The sequence below is a fragment of the Sapientia aquatica genome, assembly GCF_004358105.1.
In the GTDB taxonomy this organism is placed as follows: Bacteria; Pseudomonadota; Gammaproteobacteria; order Burkholderiales; family Burkholderiaceae_D; genus Solimicrobium; species Solimicrobium aquaticum.
Genome location: NZ_SMYL01000005.1, coordinates 15,857 through 35,046, shown reverse-complemented (window position 1 = coordinate 35,046; position 19,190 = coordinate 15,857). Strand labels below are relative to the sequence as shown.

The window sequence follows — 19,190 nt, the reverse complement described above, 5'->3', positions numbered from 1 at the left end:
TCAAGAATAATTGACCTTAAACGGTTAACAATTCTTTTTCTTTTTCAGCGATCAACTTATCGACTTCTGCGACGAATTTGTCCGTCAATTTTTGTACGTCATCTTGCGCACGACGCTCATCGTCTTCGGAGCATTCTTTGTCTTTCAACATTTTTTTGAATGCTTCGTTGGCATCGCGGCGGATATTGCGCACAGCGATCTTGGCGTCTTCGCCTTCAGTCTTGACCAACTTAACGAATTCCTTACGACGCTCTTCAGTCAGCGGTGGGGTTGGTACGCGGATCAAATCGCCTTGGGATGATGGATTCAAACCTAAATCGGAATCGCGAATCGCTTTTTCGACCACCGACAACATTTTCTTTTCCCATGGCTGCACACCGATCGTGCGCGCATCAATCAACGTCACGTTGGCGACTTGGGTGAGTTGAGTTGGACTGCCATAGTAATCCACTTGAATGTGATCCAAAATACCGACGTGAGCTCGGCCAGTGCGGACTTTTGCTAAATCGACTTTCAATGCTTCCAGCGACTTTTGCATTCTTTGCTCTGTATTTTTTCGAACCTCAGCAACACTCATGTAAATCTCCTACTTCAAAATAATTAATTAAACATGGACTAACGTACCTTCGTCGTCACCTAAGATGACGCTTTTTAACGCGCCCGGCTTAACGATGGAAAATACTTTAATCGGTAAATTACGATCACGGCACAAAGCAAAAGCAGTGGCATCCATTACCTGCAATTGACGTGAAATCGCTTCATCAAAACTAATTGTGCTGTAGCGCACCGCACTCTTATCTTTATTCGGATCGGCTGAATATACACCATCTACCTTGGTGGCCTTTAGCACAATTTCCGCACCAATTTCAGCACCGCGCAATGCTGCTGCAGTATCGGTGGTGAAGAATGGATTGCCGGTACCGGCAGCAAATACGACGACTTTGCCTTCTTCCAGATATTGCAACGCTTTAGGGCGCACATATGGCTCAACGACTTGATCAATCGCAATGGCCGACATTACGCGTGCGGTGATGCCCGCTTGACGCATGGCATCAGCTAAGGCCAAAGAATTCATCACGGTTGCCAACATACCCATGTAATCTGCGGTTGCGCGATCCATACCTTGCGCGCCAGGTGCTACGCCGCGAAAAATATTACCACCGCCAATAACAATAGCAATCTCAACGCCGAGCGCTTTAATTTCTGCCACGTCAGCAACCATGCGCTCGATGGTGGCGCGATTGATACCGTAGGCATCGTCGCCCATCAAGGCTTCACCAGAAAGTTTCAGTAGTACACGTTTGTAAGCTGCTTTTTTCAAGATTTTTTCTCCACTGTTTTATCTGGTTAATTTAACTTTCGGAATTATCCCTGCAAATTTACAAAAGAACAAAGAAAAAGCACAAAAAACCGCGTCATTTCCAAAAAAATTCATAATTTCCAAGCACCAAATTCCATACCCAAGCGCAACCTTATTCAGACCTTAAAAAAAACGGGCCTAATGGCCCGCCTCACGCACTTCATAGATAAATCATCAACACCAACCGAGGCTCAACAACACCTGTTTTGGCTTTGCCTCGATTGGTTAGGTTGAAATTCATCTTAAGTCCTGACAATGTCATGCACTTGAAAGATCAAGTTTGAATTACGCTTTTTGTGCAGCAGCTACTTGAGCCGCAACTTCAGCAGCGAAATCGTCTTGCTTCTTCTCAATGCCTTCACCAACAACATACATAGTGAACGCTTTAACAGAAGCAGATTCTGCTTTCAACATTTGCTCAACAGTTTGCTTGTCGCTCTTGACGAATGGTTGGTTCAACAAAGACACTTCTTTCAAGAATTTTTGTACTGAACCTTCGATCATCTTAGCGGCGATATCAGCAGGCTTGCCTGATTCTGCGGCTTTCAATGTTGCGACTGAACGCTCTTTTTCGATCAAATCAGCAGGTACTTGCTCGATCGACAAGGAAACTGGCTTCATCGCTGCGATGTGCATTGCAACGTCTTTACCAACTTGCTCGTTTGCTGCGTCGAAATCAACGATAACGCCAATACGTGTGCCGTGCAAATAAGTGCTCAATTTTGAAGTGGATTCAAAACGTACAAAACGACGAATCGACATGTTTTCACCGATACGGCCGATCAAAGTAGCGCGCAAGCCTTCTACTGTTGTGTCGCCCAATGGCAATGCGGACAATGCAGCTACGTCAGCTGGATTGTGTTCAGCAACCAATTTAACGCACGCATTTGCCAACGCTAAGAATTCATCGTTTTTAGTCACGAAGTCGGTTTCGCAGTTGATTTCGATCAACGCACCAACGTTACCGGAAACGTAAGCAGCGATAACGCCTTCTGCTGTAACGCGGGAAGCTGCTTTAGATGCTTTACCACCCAATTTAACACGCAGAATTTCTTCTGCACGTTCCATATTGCCTTCGGCTTCAGTCAAGGCTTTTTTACATTCCATCATCGGCGCGTCTGTCTTTGCGCGCAATTCACCCACCATTGCTGCTGTAATTGCCATGCTTCTCTCCTAGTTCAGTTTGCTCAATGTTGAGCGCATCAAATTAAATATCTAAAAGGCTTATGTAGAATCTAAATAAACCCAAAAATCTGTTTTAAAAAAAAGGGGCTAAGCTGCCCCTTTTTTGAATAAAGTCGTTACGAAAACAACTTCATTTGGCTAATTACGCCTCTTCGCTAACTTCAACGAAATCGTCGCTACCAGCTTTAACTGCTTCAACTACTTCGTTCAATGCATTAGCACGACCTTCGAGGATAGCATCTGCCACACCGCGAGCGTACAAAGCGATTGCTTTGGATGAGTCATCGTTACCAGGAATAATGAACTGAACGCCTTCTGGTGAATGGTTTGTATCAACCACGCCAATAACTGGGATACCCAATTTAGCTGCTTCAGTGATCGCGCCTTTGTGGTAGCCAACGTCCACCACGAAAATTGCATCTGGAACGCCGCCCATATCTTTGATACCGCCGATTGCTTTTTGCAATTTGACCATTTCGCGGTCAAACATCAGCGCTTCTTTTTTAGTCAACTTCTCAACGCCGCCTTCTTGAACCAACGCTTCCATGTCTTTCAAACGTTTGATCGAAGTTTTGACTGTTTTGAAGTTAGTCAACATACCGCCCAACCAACGTTGATCAACATATGGCATACCTGCGCGTTGCGCTTCTGCTGCGATCAATTCGCGCGCTTGACGTTTGGTACCAACCATCAACACTGTGCCGCGTGATGCAGCGGTTTGACGGATAAATTTCATTGCTTCTTGGTACAAACCTAAGGTTTTTTCCAAGTTGATGATGTGGATTTTATTGCGATGACCGAAGATGAACGGAGCCATCTTTGGATTCCAAAAACGAGTTTGGTGACCGAAATGAACACCAGCTTCCAACATTTCACGCATTGTTACTGACATAATTTTCTCCAGGGTTTGGTCTTGAATCCAATCAGTGACTCAATAAAGTCCGTATTGAGCACCCTTTTATCGATGGGATTCGCGATTTCAATAAAACTAATAATTTCTATCTACACCGACAAAGTCATTCACAACTTTGCCGACCACCCACGACCGAGTCATGAGTTAGCGCAAGATTGTACATCAACTTAGCCTCCCTACTCAAGTTAAACAATCGGAATTCAGCCCAAAACGAGCGCTTAACGTTCTCGATTGTTGTATAGATACCCAGAAAACAGTGCAATTAGAGCAATAATTAACTGGCTTAACATGGTCACTCCGTTCGCCACACCATTAAATGCCAAAATATCCAGCTCAGGGGCGCGCGGCACTTGCGTTGCGATATACAACCAGAATAAAAACAGCGCCAAGAACAGCCGCGATGTGCGTGAGGTGCGTCCTAACAAGGCAGCGACTGCGCTCAAACTCAGTAGTCCGATGAGCAACTCAAGTAATAAAAATGGATGCGAAAATGCCATTTTCACGACAATCACACCAACAAATAACAGCCCCAGTAATACCGAAGTCAGCACGTAGCGCAAATAACGTCGAGAAACTCCACCCAACGCCACGCCGGTCATATCCTCGCAACCGACAACAAAATCTCTCGTGCTGAGGTCTGAAATCAAAATCCCCCAAATTGCAGTGGCTGGCAACAACAAGGCATTAACATGCGCAATCGGGGTAAATAAGGCGAACACAGAAATCAGCACCAAGGCCAACATTGCGCTCGGCGCAGACATCAGAATCACCGCAATGTCAGCCAGCGCCTGCCCTAAAACTCCAGGTGCTTTGAGTGCAAGCGTAAAGATCGGACGGGCCAATCCCGACAGAGGACGCAACCACGCATTCAACACACCCAATGGAGAACGTCGGACACTAGCCTGGCTCAATTTCACTTTATCACTGGAATAACGATGAAATAGCCACACCGCCGGTAACGCCAAGCAAGCAGCAAGCAACGTCGATAAAGCGCGCACTGCGATTAAAGGGGCAGACCATAACTCAGCGCGCAATGTTATGGGCGCTAAATGCGGATCAAATTCGGCCATTCCTAAAGCAATATTTGCCGTATGCAGTTGTGTATTGAGCGCTTGCATGCAGGATGCCAATCCGTAAAAGTCCAAAATCATTAGTGCAGAGACCACGCTCGCCCCCTGCGACATGTGCTCACCCATCAGACCAAGCTGAGCCACGACCGACACCCAAATAAAGAAGTAAATCACATCCCCAAGCTTGCCCATCAAGGGCGCGATACTATCGAAGAGAATCGCGCAACTGACCGTAAAGCAAATGAGTGGCAACAAGATCAAAGCATAGGTTTGAAGATAAATCAGTGGCTCAATCGGACCAACTCCACGAAATACCTGACAAACCATAATCGACAACATAAACGCCATACTTAAGACGAATAAATAACTCACACCGCCGAGCCAACGCCCAAACAAAAACAGAGAATTAGTTATTTTGCTTGCACCAATCACACCGCCCAAACCGCAGCGCACATCCTCACTAATTCTGCCCCGCACTAAATAAAATCCAGCCATGCTAAATAACATGCCAAACAGGGTGACGCTGGCAAGCGCTAACGCCGAACTGGTATAAAGAACGCGCGCCCCTTCAACGACCAATAACGAGCTACCCGTTGCAGGATCTTCAAAGACCATCCACGCCAATACGATCATTGCCAGCAGAGTGACCAAGGTGCTGAGCCGGCGCAAGCGAATTCGAACCTCGGTTAACAACACTATTTTTAATGTTGAGAAGCTCATGAAATCACCTGCAGGCCTTCATTCTGCACATATTGTTGTGCCATCAAAGCCTCTTCTAGGCTCGGCTCAACCACAATCGCATCAATGCATGGTTGATGCGGATGCAAGATACGCAGAAGCATCCGATTGCCCTGCCGCTGTGCCTGCAAAATATGCACCTTGGTGCGTAAGGATTCGTAGTAGTGCATTTCCACTTCCGCCATCCAAATCTGCCCTTCTGCTTGATCCAAAACCTCATCTGGCGTAGCGCAAGCGATTAATCGCCCTTGACGCATGATGGCAAGCTGGGTCGCAATCGTCTCCACGTCGGACACGATATGGGTCGACATGATGACCAGTTTCTTGAAGCCCAATTCGGCTAACAGATTTCTAAAGCGCATGCGTTCTTCTGGATCCAAGCCTGCCGTTGGCTCATCCACAATCAAAATATCAGGATCATTGATTAATGCTTGCGCGATTCCAAGACGACGCCGCATGCCACCCGAAAATGTCGAGGCAGGACGATGGGCTTGTTCATGCAAGTTGACCAATTCCAGCAAATAGCGCAAGCGCGCGGGATTGTTACAGCCTTTGAGCGCTGCAAAATATTGCATAAACTCCAGCGCGCTTAAATTTGAGTAGATACCAAAGTCTTGCGGAAGGTAGCCAAGTCGCGCTCGAATTGCATCAGGCCGCTTCACGATATCTTGACCATCAAATAAAATTTGCCCGCTGCTAGGTTTGCTTAATGTCGCAATCATCTGCATTAAACTAGTCTTACCTGCGCCATTATGACCAATCAATCCGATGACACCTTGACTCAACTTGAGTGACACATCGTCAACCGCCACAATTTGTCGACCAAATCGTTTTACTACATGGCTTAGCTCCAACATGACGTTTCCTTTGCAAACTTTATTGTGATGGGTTGACTGTATAGGATGTCACTGGCGACCATAATCAGAATCCGACGAAATGTAAAACAGTGGGTATGGAACGTCTAAACCGACTACCTTTTTCCAACGATAGCTACGCCCAAGGTGCGAGACAGGAATAGTCAACCACGCGAACTTCGCGCCAGCGCAAGTTCGGTTCTCTCTAGGCGAAAGTCCAAGTTAGCCCTAGATAGTCTATAATTTCGAGCTATATTAAATTGATGGCTGACCTGTTTTTCACCTCAAACAGCCCAATTTCTCAATCAACAAAATCTATTTTTTTACCATTCAGGCAACATAATGAGCGCTATCACGATTAAAACAGAAGAAGATATTCAAGGCATGCGCGTAGCTGGCCGTCTCGGGTCAGAGGTACTGGATTACATCACTCCTTACGTCAAAGCAGGCGTTACCACGGGCGAGCTTGATCGCTTATGCCATGAATACATGGTCAACGTGCAAGGCACGATTCCTGCGCCGCTCAACTACTGCCCACCGGGTTACACGCCTTATCCAAAGGCGATTTGCACCTCAGTCAACGATGTAATTTGCCACGGCATTCCGGGTGATAAAGTGTTAAAAAATGGCGATGTGGTCAATCTGGACATCACCATTATTAAAGATGGCTACCACGGCGATACAAGTCGCATGTTCTTTATTGGTGAGCCATCGATATTAGCCAAGCGCTTATCCACCATTACGTTTGAATGCATGTGGCTAGGCATTTCCAAAGTCAAACCGGGCAACCATTTAGGCGACATCGGCCACATCATTCAGCAACACGCGGAAAAAGCAGGCTACAGCGTGGTGCGCGAATTCTGCGGTCATGGCATCGGTAAAATTTTCCACGAAGACCCGCAAATTCTGCATTACGGCAAACCAGGCACATTGGCTGAAATGAAGCCAGGAATGATTTTTACGATCGAACCGATGATTAACGCTGGCCGCAAAGAAATCCGCGAAATGTCGGATGGCTGGACGATTAAAACCCGCGACCGCAGTTTGTCCGCGCAATGGGAACATACCGTCTTGGTAACTGAAACTGGTTTTGAAATTTTGACGACCTCCGCAGGCGCGCCGCCTTGTCCTGAATTTATTTCCGCCACCTTTTAACTCGACCAATAGCCTATGCAACCGTTAGCACAGCGCCTAAAGGAACAATTAAAAGCGCGCCACCAGGTTTTAACCACCCAATTTTCTCAAAACCTAAAAAAGCCCGAAGCGCTGCTGCACGATCTTTGTCACAGCGTTGATCTAGCGCTGACCGAACTTTGGCAAGTGCTGGAATTACCGTCCGATGCAGCATTGATCGCGGTGGGCGGCTATGGGCGTGGCGAATTGTTCCCGTATTCAGACGTGGATGTGCTGGTGTTGCTTTCACACTCGCCGGATGATGTCTTGCGTGGCAAACTCGAAACGCTGGTGCAGCAGTTCTGGGATCTAGGTTTAGAAGTAGGACACAGCATCCGCACTATCGACGAATGTTTGCAAGAATCGGTGGCGGACATAACGGTGCAAACCAGTTTGCTCGAAGCGCGGCTCATTGTTGGTAACCGCAAGCTATTCCGCTCATTGCGCGAGCAATATAACGCGGCAATGAATCCTCAAGCGTTTTTTCAAGCCAAGACCTTGGAACTACGCCAGCGCCATGTGAAGTTTGAAGATACGCCCTACTCGCTCGAACCCAACTGCAAAGAAAGCCCAGGCGGCCTGCGCGATTTGCAAGTAATTTTGTGGATTGCTAAAGCAGCGGGGTTAGGCAATTCTTGGTCAGAACTCGCGGCCCGCGGCCTGATTACCGGCCCAGAAGCACGCCAATTAAAGCGCAACGAACGTGCATTTAAAGATATCCGGATTCGGCTCCATATCTTCACGAAACGGCGTGAAGACCGCTTGGTCTTTGACGTACAAAATCCCATCGCAGAAACCTTTGGCTTCACCTCCACCACTACTCATCGCGCGAGTGAATATTTAATGCAGCGCTATTACTGGGCGGCCAAAGCGGTTACCCAGTTGAATACGATTTTGCTACAAAACATTGAAGCAAAATTAGTCGTTGCGCCGAGCAAGCGTCAAAGCATTAATGACGAGTTCAGCGAAGTAAATGGCTTTATCGAACCCAACGACGCGCAATTATTTGAAAAACGTCCTTCCGCCATTTTTGAAGTGTTCTTGCTCTTAGCACAGCATTCAGAACTAAAAGGCATGTCGGCGCTCACGATGCGCTCACTCTGGCATGCGCGCTTTAAGATCAATAGCAAGTTCCGCCACGATCCAGTCAACCACGCCCTATTTTTACAGATTCTGCAAGCGCCGCAAGGCATTACCCACGCGTTGCGCGGCATGAATCAAATGAGTATTTTAGGTCGCTACTTACCGAACTTCCGACGCATCATTGGGCAGATGCAGCACGACCTTTTTCACGTCTACACGGTTGACCAGCATATCTTGATGGTGGTGCGAAATCTGCGTCGCTTTACTATGCCTGAGCATGCGCACGAATATCCGTTTTGCAGCCAATTGATTGCTAACTTCCCGCAACATTGGGTGTTGTATGTGGCTGCCTTATTCCATGATATTGCCAAGGGCCGTAACGGCGATCATTCCGAGTTAGGTCGCGCTGATGCAAAGCGTTTTTGCCACCAACACGGGATGAGCAAAGATCAAACTGAATTAGTAGTTTTTTTAGTGCAGCATCATTTATTGATGTCACAAGTCGCACAAAAACAAGATTTATCGGATCCCGAAGTCATTCAACAATTTGCTAGCGTAGTTAAAGATGAGCGTCACTTAACGGCGCTGTATTTATTGACCGTCTCCGACATACGCGGCACCAGCCCTAAAGTCTGGAATGCATGGAAAGGCAAGTTGCTGGAAGATTTATACCAGCTCACCTTGCGCGCTTTGGGCGGCGTCATCCCATCCCCCGATCGGGAATTAAAAAACCGCCAAGACGAAGCCTTAAAAAATTTACGTTTATATGGATTGCCCGAGAACGCGCATTTAGAACTCTGGAAGCAACTCAACGTCGTGTATTTTTTACGCAATGAAGCAACCGATATCGTTTGGCAAACGCGCGCCTTTTACGACAAAGTGCACAGCCCTACGCCAGTGGTCAAATGTCGCACCGCGCCCATCGGCGAGGGCTTGCAAGTTGCCGTCTACACACCGGATCAGCCTGATTTGTTCGCGCGCATTTGCAGTTATTTCGACAGCAAAGGTTTTAGCATTTTAGATGCCAAGATTCACACTACCCAACATAACTACGCGCTCGATACGTTTATGATTTCGGCTTCCGCATTCGCCAAAAGCTACCGCGACATTATCAGTTTGGTCGAGCATGAATTAACCGAGTTGCTCAGCTCCAGCGAAGATTTACCAACACCAAGCAAAGGTCGTTTATCGCGCTTATCACGCACATTCCCGATTGTGCCGACTATCGATTTAATTCCGGATGAGCGCGGGCAATATTACTTGCTGTCTGTATCGGCTAATGACCGAAACGGCTTGCTGTATTCGATCGCCAAAGTGCTGGCGAAATACAAAATCAATTTACACACAGCCAAAATCATGACCCTGGGCGAACGAGTTGAAGACGTATTTTTAATCGATGGCGCGGTGCTGCAAAATGCACGCATGCAAATCCAATTAGAAACCGATTTACTCGACGCACTCACTGTATAAATTAAACAGCAATAACGATGACAACTTCAAATAACGAACCGCTCCGCTTATCGAAACGCATGTCCGAACTAGGCCTATGCTCACGCCGCGAGGCGGATGAATGGATTAGCCGCGGTTGGGTTCGGGTCGATGGCAAAGTAATCTCCGAGCTTGGCACCAAAATTTTGCTCACCCAGAAGGTCACGATTGAGCGCCAAGCCGCTGCCGAGCAATCTAAACGCGTCACAGTATTAATCAACAAACCAGTCGGTTATGTCAGCGGCCAAGCCGAAGATGGCTATGAGCCAGCGATTTGTTTAATCAAACCTGAAAATCGCTGGGAAGACGATGCGGTCGCAACGCATTTTCATCCTACTCAACTGCGCAGCTTAGTTCCGGCTGGCCGTTTGGATATCGATTCAACTGGTTTGCTAGTACTGACGCAGGACGGTCGAATTGCGAAACACTTAATTGGTCAAGACACGTCGGTAGAAAAAGAGTATTTAGTGCGAGTGAGTTATTCCAAACCAGGCCGTTTGCCGGAGGCAGATTTAAAGCGCCTAAATCACGGTTTGTCGCTCGATGGCAAAGCCTTGCTGCCAGCCAAAGTGCGTTGGCAAAATGATGATCAGCTCAACTTCATTTTAAAAGAAGGTAAAAAACGCCAAATTCGCCGCATGTGTGAAGCTGTCGGTTTAACCGTAATCGGCTTGAAACGTGTACGAATTGGGAAAGTTAAATTGGGCAACCTACCCGAAGGAAAATGGCGCTACCTCAGCGAAGCAGAAATGTTTTAAGGCGTCCGACTGAGCGCAGGCCAAGAGGGCAATTAATCTTCCGTCCTCTTTGCAAAGCGCTCAGCCAGTACCGCACACACCATCAATTGAATTTGGTGAAACAACATCAGCGGTAACACAATCGACCCGACCATACTGCTGGCAAATAACACCTTTGCCATCGCCACACCGCTAGACAAACTCTTTTTCGAACCACAGAAAATAATCGTGATTTCGTCGGCTTTATTAAAGCCAAGCTTACGCGAAACAAATTTGGTCAAGAACAAAACAATCCCCAACAAGACGCAACAAATAAGCGTCAAACTGAGCATCGTAGTGAGCGACATGCGCGTCCAAAGTCCCTCGATAATCGCCTCACTAAACGCGGTATAAACCACCAACAAGATCGAACCCTGATCCACCATCGACAATACTTTGGCATGGCGCTGCACCCAAGCACCAATCCAATGACGCGCTAATTGGCCGGCGATAAACGGCAACAATAACTGACACGAAATCCGCAACACCGAATCCCACGATCCACCGCCGTCATGCGACACCACCAATAAGCCAACTAAGACTGGCGTAATAAACACGCCCAATAAATTCGAAGCTGTTGCCCCGCACACGGCAGCCGATACGTTGCCGCGTGCAATCGAGGTAAAGGCGATGGACGATTGCACGGTAGAAGGCAAGACGCATAAAAACAAAATCCCAATGTATAAGTCGGGCGTCACGAAGGGCAAAAAAATGGGTTTAAGGACCCAGCCTAAAAGCGGAAATAGCACATAGGTAAAACTGAGCACCGTTAGATGAAGTCGCCAGTGCTTCAAGCCAGCAATCAAAGTTTCCCTAGGTAACTTGGCACCATGCATGAAAAACAGCAGGCCAATGGCGAACACGGTGGCGTCATTAAACATCGCCGCGCCACGACCTGAAGTAGGTAGCAACGTGGCTAACAAGACCGTGACTAACAACGCCAAGGTAAAGTTACTCGGCAAAAATTTGGTCAAGCTGCGCAACATAGGGCAATTCTCTCGATATTGTTGAAACTAGCGATTCTTCGATCAGTAACAGATCGCTCAAAGTAGCCCCGCATTTTCACACAAATCAATTTACTTTTCCGATCGAGTTAACTTTTCAGATAGATGAATTTGAATTGATTAATGGGCGACTATGCCGATACCGAACTAAAACCACGCAGTTCAACAGTAAATTACCGTCCACAAATCGCATTTCTGCGTCACAAAAACCACGTTGCACAAAAGACTTCTTGCATTCGAATAAATACTGTATAAAATTACAGACTGCTAATAAACACAGTTGGATTACATTGCCATGCAAAAACTTACCGCCCGCCAAGAGCAAATTTTAAATCTCATTCGCGATGCTATCCAAAACACCGGATTTCCCCCGACGAGAGCCGAGATCGCTACCGAACTAGGCTTTCGCTCCGCTAACGCTGCGGAAGAGCATCTACAAGCCCTAGCGCGCAAAAAAGTAATTGAACTAACACCCGGCACATCGCGCGGTATCCGTTTATGCGAATCGGGCCAATCGAGAATTTCAGAACAATTCGCCATCTCCACCAATTTCGCGCCGCAACTAACTCTGCCACTTGTTGGTCGAGTTGCAGCAGGTTCACCCATCATGTCAGAGGAGCATATTGAAGCGAGTTACAACGTTGATCCGAGTTTGTTCTCCGCCAAGCCAGATTACCTGCTCAAAGTACGCGGCATGTCGATGCGCGACGTTGGGATTTTAGAAGGTGATTTGTTAGCCGTTAAAAAAACCAGTACCGCCAACAATGGGCAAATCGTGGTCGCCAGAATTGGCGATGAAGTCACCGTTAAGCGCTACAAGAAAACCGGTTCGTTAATCGAGCTATTTCCCGAAAATCCCGACTACAGCGTTATTAAGGTCGAAACCGATGATTTCGCCTTAGAGGGTTTAGCGGTTGGTTTATTGCGCAGCTGGAATTAGCTGTAGAAGAACGATCTAATTAATGTATTTTATGCAGAATTTTGGACTAAATTGCACATAAAAAGCGCCCGACGAATCGGGCGTTTTTTGTTTTCTGGCAGAACTAATTAGTGCTTAACAACTGGATCAACTGTCTCACCAGCCGCTGGCGCGGCGGAAGCAACAACCACTTCTTCCTCCACCAGCTCGGTCGGTAATTTTTCCAGCGCAATTTCTAGAACGCGATCAATCCAACGTACAGGAATAATTTCCAAGTGATTTTTGACGTTATCAGGGATATCGGCTAAATCTTTGGCATTTTCCTCTGGAATAATGACGGTTTTAATACCCCCGCGATGCGCTGCCAATAATTTCTCTTTCAAGCCACCAATTGGCAACACTTCACCACGCAAAGTAATTTCACCCGTCATCGCTACATCAGCACGCACCGGAATTCCGGTAAAGATCGAAACCAAGGCAGTTGTCATCGCGATACCAGCCGAAGGACCATCTTTCGGGGTAGCGCCTTCAGGTACGTGAATATGGACGTCGGTTTTTTCAAATACATCGGCTTTAATACCTAGACGTTTTGAGCGACTGCGAACAACTGTGCGCGCAGCTTCAATTGATTCCTTCATCACGTCGCCCAAAGTACCTGTGCGAATCACGTTTCCTTTACCAGGCATCGATACCGCTTCGATTGTCAACAAATCTCCACCAACTTCGGTCCACGCCAATCCAACAACTTGACCTACTTGGTTTTCTTTAACCGCCATACCAAAGTCGTAGCGACGCACACCTAAATACTTATCCAAGTTTTTGCTGGTGATCGTGACCTTTTTGTCTTGTTTTTTCAAGAGCAATAATTTCACGACTTTGCGGCAAATTTTAGAAATTTCACGATCTAAAGAACGTACACCTGCTTCGCGTGTGTAATAACGAATAATGTCACGAATAGCTGTTTCGGAAAGAGAGATTTCTTCTTCCTTTAAGCCATTATTTTTGATTTGCTTAGGCAACAAATAACGCTGCGCAATGCTGCTCTTTTCGTCTTCGGTGTAACCAGACAAGCGAATCACTTCCATCCGATCCAACAACGCCGCTGGGATATTGTACGAGTTCGATGTCGCAACAAACATCACATCCGACAAATCAAAATCAACTTCTAAATAATGATCAGAGAAAGTATGGTTTTGCTCAGGATCCAACACTTCGAGCAACGCCGAAGAAGGATCGCCGCGGAAATCCGCACCCATTTTATCGACTTCATCCAACAAGAATAATGGATTGCGAACACCGATCTTGGACAGGCTTTGCAAAATCTTACCTGGCATCGAACCGATGTAAGTGCGACGGTGGCCACGAATTTCGGCTTCGTCACGCACACCACCCAATGCCATCCGCACGAACTTGCGATTGGTTGCGCGCGCAATTGATTGACCGAGCGAAGTTTTACCAACGCCTGGAGGCCCAACAAAACAGAGAATTGGCGCTTTTAGCTTATCCACCCGCTGTTGCACCGCTAGGTATTCCAACACGCGTTCTTTTACTTTTTCCAAACCATAGTGATCGGCGTCCAATACCTTTTCAGCATTCGCCAAATCGTTCGTCACCTTGGATTTTTTCTTCCAAGGCAGATTGATTAAGGTATCGATGTAATTACGCACCACGGTCGCTTCAGCCGACATGGACGACATCATTTTGAGTTTTTTCAACTCAGCCAGCGCTTTATCTTTGGCTTCTTTCGGCATTTTTGCCGCGATAATTTTCTTATCAATTTCTTCGAGATCAGCGCCCTCTTCGCCTTCGCCTAATTCTTTTTGAATCGCTTTAACTTGCTCGTTCAAATAGTATTCGCGCTGGGACTTTTCCATCTGGCGCTTTACGCGACCACGAATGCGCTTTTCGACCTGCAAAATGTCCAACTCGCCTTCAAGCTGACCGAGCAGATGTTCAAGACGTTTCGCAACGCTGAAAATTTCGAGAATTTCTTGTTTTTGATCGAGCTTTAATGGCAAGTGCGCAGCAACTGTATCTGCCAAGCGACCCGCATCGTCGATACCCGACAAGGACGCCAGAATTTCAGGTGGAATCTTCTTGTTTAATTTAACGTACTGATCAAACTGTTGAACGATGGCGCGACGCATTGCTTCAACTTCTGAGTCGTCGCTTTCTTCAGTTTCAACCGGATTGATGGTCGCAACAAAATGCGTATCCAACTCACGAATCTGATGGATGCGTGCACGCTGCACACCTTCGACCAAAACCTTAACGGTACCGTCTGGCAGCTTGAGCATTTGCAAAATATTGGCGATACAGCCAATTTCGTAAATGTCTTCTGGTGAAGGTTCGTCTTTTGCCGCGGCTTTTTGTGCAGCCAGCAAAATACTCTTGCCCTGCTCCATTGCTGCTTCAAGTGCTTTAATTGATTTAGGACGTCCCACGAAAAGCGGGATGACCATGTGCGGGAATACGACTACATCCCGCAAGGGCAACAATGGCAACTGGGTAGGTTCTGTAATGAGAGTCGTCGTCATGGTTTACCTTATTTAGTTAATTCCCAACAACATGTTGGCATGGATCGTTAAAACACAAGCCCATTTAAAAAAAATTCAACCAAAAGTTCACTGCTATTTCACTGCTTACAACACTTATTGCTAGGTAATTATGAGCACATTAAAAAAGCCACCGACGAGGTCAACCCGAGGTGGCTTTTCGACCTAACATTGCTTCATTGTATGTTTTATCGGTCGCAATTTCAGCTTATTTCGATGTAATTTAACGCAATCAAGCCTATAAATTAATTCTCACCAGAAACTTTTGATTTCTCATGATAAATCAGTAAAGGCTTAGCGCCTTGAGTGATTGTGTTTTCATCAATAACCACTTTTGCGACATTGGATTCGCTCGGCAAATCGTACATAACATCCAATAAGGCGTGCTCCAAAATGGAACGCAAACCACGCGCACCGGCTTTACGAGCAATCGATTTTTTCGCAATCGCGTGTAAGGCAGAAGGACGGATTTCCAATTCTGCGCCTTCCATTTCGAGCAATTTTGCGTATTGTTTGATCAAGGCATTTTTTGGCTCGATCAGAATTTGAATCAAAGCGTCTTCATCCAATTCGTTCAAAGTTGCAACGACTGGCAAGCGACCAACCAATTCGGGGATCAATCCAAATTTAATCAAATCTTCTGGTTCGACTTCCTGTAAATGCTGGTTCGAGGTGGCTTCTACTTTGCTTTTTACGCTGGCTGAAAATCCAATTCCGCCTTTTTCCGAGCGACTGGAAATTAACTTAGCCAAGCCATCAAACGCGCCGCCACAGATAAACATGATGTTAGTTGTGTCGATTTGCACAAAATCTTGGTTTGGATGTTTGCGACCGCCTTGCGGTGGCACTGAGGCCATCGTGCCTTCGATCAATTTTAACAGCGCCTGCTGAACACCTTCACCGGACACATCGCGCGTGATCGATGGGTTGTCGGATTTACGCGAAATCTTATCGATTTCATCGATGTAGACAATACCTTTTTGCGCTTTTTCTACGTCGTAATTGCAATTTTGCAGTAATTTTTGGATGATGTTTTCAACGTCTTCGCCAACGTAACCGGCTTCGGTTAATGTCGTCGCATCAGCGATAACAAATGGCACATTCAGCATGCGCGCTAAGGTTTGCGCCAACAATGTTTTACCGGAACCGGTTGGGCCGACCAACAAAATATTGCTCTTGGCTAGTTCTACGTCATCTTTTTTGCCGAGGTATTTTAAGCGCTTGTAGTGGTTGTACACGGCAACCGACAAAATACGCTTGGCAGTTTCTTGACCAATCACGTACTGATTCAGCAAGTCGCAAATTTCTGACGGGGTCGGCAAATCCGCTTTATTACTGCCTATCGTTTCAACGCTAGAAATTTCATCGCGGATAATGTCGTTGCACAAATCTATGCATTCATCACAGATAAATACAGACGGCCCTGCGATGAGTTTTTTAACTTCGTGTTGGCTTTTGCCGCAAAATGAGCAATACAGCAATTTTTCACCACTTGATGATTTTTTATCTGGCATGATACAAATGTAAGGAGAGAAGTGGTTTGATATTACCTGTAAATATCGGATTCGTCATCGAGAATAGACCGATTTTTACGTTAGGTAATACGAAATTAAAGAAATGTACAAGGCAATGTGGATGGCAAAGCACAACGTATAAATAACAAAACGCCCTGCTGGGCGTTTTTTAGATGCTAGCCAGATTAGGCCCGATGTACCATCACTTTATCAATGAGACCGTATTCGACGGCTTCGGATGCAGACATGAAATTATCGCGGTCAGTATCTTTGGCGATTTGCTCGGCTGATTTGCCAGTATGCTCGGCCAACATGCCATTGAGACGTTCACGCAAATACAAGATCTCACGCGCTTGAATTTCAATATCCGAAGCTTGCCCCTGAGCGCCACCCAAAGGTTGATGAATCATGATGCGCGAATTTGGCAATGAGAAACGCTTACCTTTTGCGCCGGCTGCTAATAAAAATGCGCCCATTGACGCGGCCATTCCGGTACACAGCGTAGAAACTTCAGGCTTGATGAATTGCATCGTGTCGTAAATCGCCATACCTGCCGACACGGAACCACCTGGGGAATTGATGTAGAACGAAATATCCTTGTCTGGATTTTCACTTTCCAAGAACAATAACTGAGCAACAACTAAATTAGCTGTTTGATCATTAACTGGACCAACTAGAAAAACAACGCGCTCTTTTAATAAGCGTGAATAAATATCGTATGAGCGTTCACCGCGTCCACTCTGCTCAATGACCATCGGAACCATGCCGAGCATTTCAGTATTGAGTGCAGAATTTCGAATTAAGCCTGTCATGTGTTTTCCTTGTTGGTTAGTTTATGACCTGATTATGAGCATAATCAGGTCAATAAATCACATTAGCCTAATTATGCCTGAGCTTGGTTACCCATCAATTCATCAAAAGAGATGACTTTATCGGTTACTTTTGCTTTACCGAGTACGAAGTTGACGACGTTTTCTTCTAATACAAGGGCTTCTACTTCAGCTAAACGATTTCTGTCGTTGAAATAGTAACGCATGACTTGTTTTGGATCTTCGTAGCTCTTTGCAAAATCAGCAACTTGCGCTTCAACTTGTTCAAAAGTCGCTTTCAAGCCGTTAACTTTTACCAATTCAGCCAAGATCAAGCCCAAACGCACACGGCGTTCTGCTTGCGCGTGGAACATTTCCAATGGGAATGGAACGTCTTTCACATTCATGCCGCGTTGCGCCATGTCTTGACGAGTCATTTCTGCTAAACGCTCGGAATCTTGGTTGATCAATACTTTTGGTACGTCAAATTCAGAAATCTTTAACAATGCATCCATCACGCTGTTTTTGGTTTGCGCTTTTACGCGACCACCGACTTCACGCTCTAAATTTTCTTTAATGTCTGCGCGCATTTTAGCTAAATCGCCGTCTTCCACGCCCAACATTTTCGCAAATTCAGCATCGACTTCTGGCAAGTGCGCCCATTCTAACTGAGTCAATGTAATGGTGAATTCTGCTGTTTTGCCTGCAACGTCTTTACCGTGGTAATCCGCAGGGAAAGTCATTTGGAATACTTTGGATTCGCCAGTTTTCAAGCCGATTGTTGCGGCTTCGAATTCAGGCAACATGCGGCCTTCGCCTAACACGAAAACGAAACCGTCTGCTTTACCGCCTTGGAATTCAACGCCGTCGATAGTGCCGACGAAATTTACTGTGGCACGGTCGCCGTTTTGAGCGGAAACATCTGCACCGCCGTCGCCGTGTTCGCCGGCTTGGCCTTTAACGTGGAAATGCACGCGCTGTTTGCGCAGAATGTCGATCGTTTTATCGATTTCTACATCGCTAACAGTGGTTTTAACTTGGGTAACTTCGGCTGCAGTCAAATCACCGATGGTGACATCAGGATAGATTTCGAATGTTGCGTCAAATACGGCTTGGCCAGTCGTTACATCTGCACCTTCTTTTGGTGCAATGCTTGGGTAGCCAGCTACGCGCAGTTTGTTTTCGTTAGCGGCATCGCTGAAAGCGCGGCCAACTTTGTCGTTCAATACTTCCGATTCCACTTGATAACCGAACTGCGCGGCAACCATTTTCATCGGCACTTTACCCGGACGAAAACCCGGTGCTTTAGCTGTGCGAGCGCGGACTTTTAAGCGTTTTTCAACTTCCACACGCACTTCGGCCAAAGGCACAGTGATAGTGAGGCGGCGTTCTAATTTACCCAATGTTTCGACAGCAGTTACCATTTAATCGTCCAAATAAAAATTGTCTGTGGTGCGAGAAGGGGGACTCGAACCCCCACACCATTACTGGCGTCAGGACCTAAACCTGGTGCGTCTACCAATTTCGCCATCCTCGCGGTAGTGTGCATACTTGATGAATATGCATATTTAGTGTGCAGAAAAAACAAAAGCGACTAAGTCGCTTAAATTTCCACATGCATTTCTGCATGAGGCACTTTAACTCCAGCCGCATATTCTACAAGAAAATAAGCCGTATTGCGCTGATTTTATGAAAAAAACTGTGTTTTCTTACACTTTTCCGGTTCGACCTGTTGTGATTTTCTATAAA

At 46.4% G+C, this 19,190-nt stretch carries 15 protein-coding genes and 1 tRNA gene; 4 read left to right on the top strand and 12 right to left on the bottom strand.

Translation table 11 applies throughout. The annotated features are described in order from the left end of the window. Nucleotides 1–16: 16 nt before the first annotated feature. The 6 genes from frr to E2I14_RS11085 all read right to left on the bottom strand — a co-directional run bounded on the left by frr (nt 17) and on the right by E2I14_RS11085 (nt 6,123). Complete coding sequence (gene frr / locus E2I14_RS11110) at nt 17–577, bottom strand: ribosome recycling factor (RefSeq protein ID WP_133328463.1); 561 nt, start codon at nt 575–577, stop codon at nt 17–19. A 27-nt stretch (nt 578–604) separates the two neighbouring features. Continuing rightward, nucleotides 605–1,321 (bottom strand): UMP kinase, encoded by a 717-nt coding sequence (gene pyrH, locus E2I14_RS11105; RefSeq protein WP_133328461.1) that lies wholly within the window; start codon nt 1,319–1,321, stop codon nt 605–607. Between the two features lie 324 nt (nt 1,322–1,645). Beyond that, a complete protein-coding gene (gene tsf, locus E2I14_RS11100; protein WP_133328459.1) occupies nt 1,646–2,524 on the bottom strand; it encodes a translation elongation factor Ts in 879 nt (292 codons plus the stop codon). Nucleotides 2,525–2,687: 163 nt separating this feature from the next. Next, nucleotides 2,688–3,437, bottom strand: coding sequence for a 30S ribosomal protein S2 (rpsB, locus tag E2I14_RS11095; protein ID WP_133328457.1), 750 nt, complete (start codon nt 3,435–3,437; stop codon nt 2,688–2,690). 239 nt (nt 3,438–3,676) lie between these two features. Beyond that, a complete protein-coding gene (locus E2I14_RS11090; protein WP_133328455.1) occupies nt 3,677–5,248 on the bottom strand; it encodes a hypothetical protein in 1,572 nt (523 codons plus the stop codon). After that, nucleotides 5,245–6,123 (bottom strand): ABC transporter ATP-binding protein, encoded by an 879-nt coding sequence (locus E2I14_RS11085; RefSeq protein WP_133328453.1) that lies wholly within the window; start codon nt 6,121–6,123, stop codon nt 5,245–5,247. Before E2I14_RS11085 ends, E2I14_RS11090 begins: the two co-directional genes overlap by 4 nt. Before the next feature lie 264 nt (nt 6,124–6,387). Between E2I14_RS11085 and map the strand changes: the two genes are divergently transcribed. Genes map through E2I14_RS11070 form a run of 3 tightly spaced genes read left to right on the top strand, consistent with a single transcriptional unit; the run spans nt 6,388 to nt 10,622 of the window. Next, nucleotides 6,388–7,275 (top strand): type I methionyl aminopeptidase, encoded by an 888-nt coding sequence (gene map / locus E2I14_RS11080; protein ID WP_319945933.1) that lies wholly within the window; start codon nt 6,388–6,390, stop codon nt 7,273–7,275. A gap of 15 nt (nt 7,276–7,290) precedes the next feature. Next, nucleotides 7,291–9,846, top strand: a complete 2,556-nt coding sequence (locus E2I14_RS11075; RefSeq protein WP_133328450.1) for a [protein-PII] uridylyltransferase — start codon at nt 7,291–7,293, stop codon at nt 9,844–9,846. A 17-nt stretch (nt 9,847–9,863) separates the two neighbouring features. Next, on the top strand, nt 9,864–10,622 hold the full coding sequence (locus tag E2I14_RS11070; RefSeq protein ID WP_264757058.1) for a pseudouridine synthase: 759 nt from the start codon (nt 9,864–9,866) through the stop codon (nt 10,620–10,622). A 32-nt stretch (nt 10,623–10,654) separates the two neighbouring features. Here the strand turns inward: E2I14_RS11070 and E2I14_RS11065 are convergent, their stop codons facing one another. Continuing rightward, nucleotides 10,655–11,626 carry a bile acid:sodium symporter family protein gene (locus tag E2I14_RS11065; protein ID WP_133328448.1) on the bottom strand — a complete coding sequence of 324 codons (972 nt, stop codon included), beginning with the start codon at nt 11,624–11,626 and terminating at the stop codon, nt 10,655–10,657. Between the two features lie 313 nt (nt 11,627–11,939). Between E2I14_RS11065 and lexA the strand changes: the two genes are divergently transcribed. Further along, on the top strand, nt 11,940–12,584 hold the full coding sequence (lexA, locus tag E2I14_RS11060; protein WP_133328446.1) for a transcriptional repressor LexA: 645 nt from the start codon (nt 11,940–11,942) through the stop codon (nt 12,582–12,584). 107 nt (nt 12,585–12,691) lie between these two features. Here lexA and lon read toward each other — a convergent pair whose 3' ends face one another. The 5 genes from lon to E2I14_RS11035 all read right to left on the bottom strand — a co-directional run bounded on the left by lon (nt 12,692) and on the right by E2I14_RS11035 (nt 18,978). After that, nucleotides 12,692–15,100: an endopeptidase La gene (gene lon / locus E2I14_RS11055; RefSeq protein WP_133328444.1), complete on the bottom strand. Its 2,409-nt coding sequence runs from the start codon at nt 15,098–15,100 to the stop codon at nt 12,692–12,694. Nucleotides 15,101–15,363: 263 nt separating this feature from the next. Further along, the gene (gene clpX / locus E2I14_RS11050; RefSeq protein ID WP_133328442.1) at nt 15,364–16,632 is read right to left on the bottom strand and encodes an ATP-dependent Clp protease ATP-binding subunit ClpX; all 1,269 of its coding nucleotides are present in this window, start codon (nt 16,630–16,632) and stop codon (nt 15,364–15,366) included. A gap of 185 nt (nt 16,633–16,817) precedes the next feature. Continuing rightward, nucleotides 16,818–17,444, bottom strand: coding sequence for an ATP-dependent Clp endopeptidase proteolytic subunit ClpP (gene clpP, locus E2I14_RS11045; RefSeq protein ID WP_133328440.1), 627 nt, complete (start codon nt 17,442–17,444; stop codon nt 16,818–16,820). Between the two features lie 71 nt (nt 17,445–17,515). After that, the gene (gene tig / locus E2I14_RS11040; RefSeq protein ID WP_133328438.1) at nt 17,516–18,865 is read right to left on the bottom strand and encodes a trigger factor; all 1,350 of its coding nucleotides are present in this window, start codon (nt 18,863–18,865) and stop codon (nt 17,516–17,518) included. A 26-nt stretch (nt 18,866–18,891) separates the two neighbouring features. After that, nucleotides 18,892–18,978 (bottom strand) — tRNA-Leu (locus E2I14_RS11035). Between the last annotated feature and the right edge of the window lie 212 nt (nt 18,979–19,190).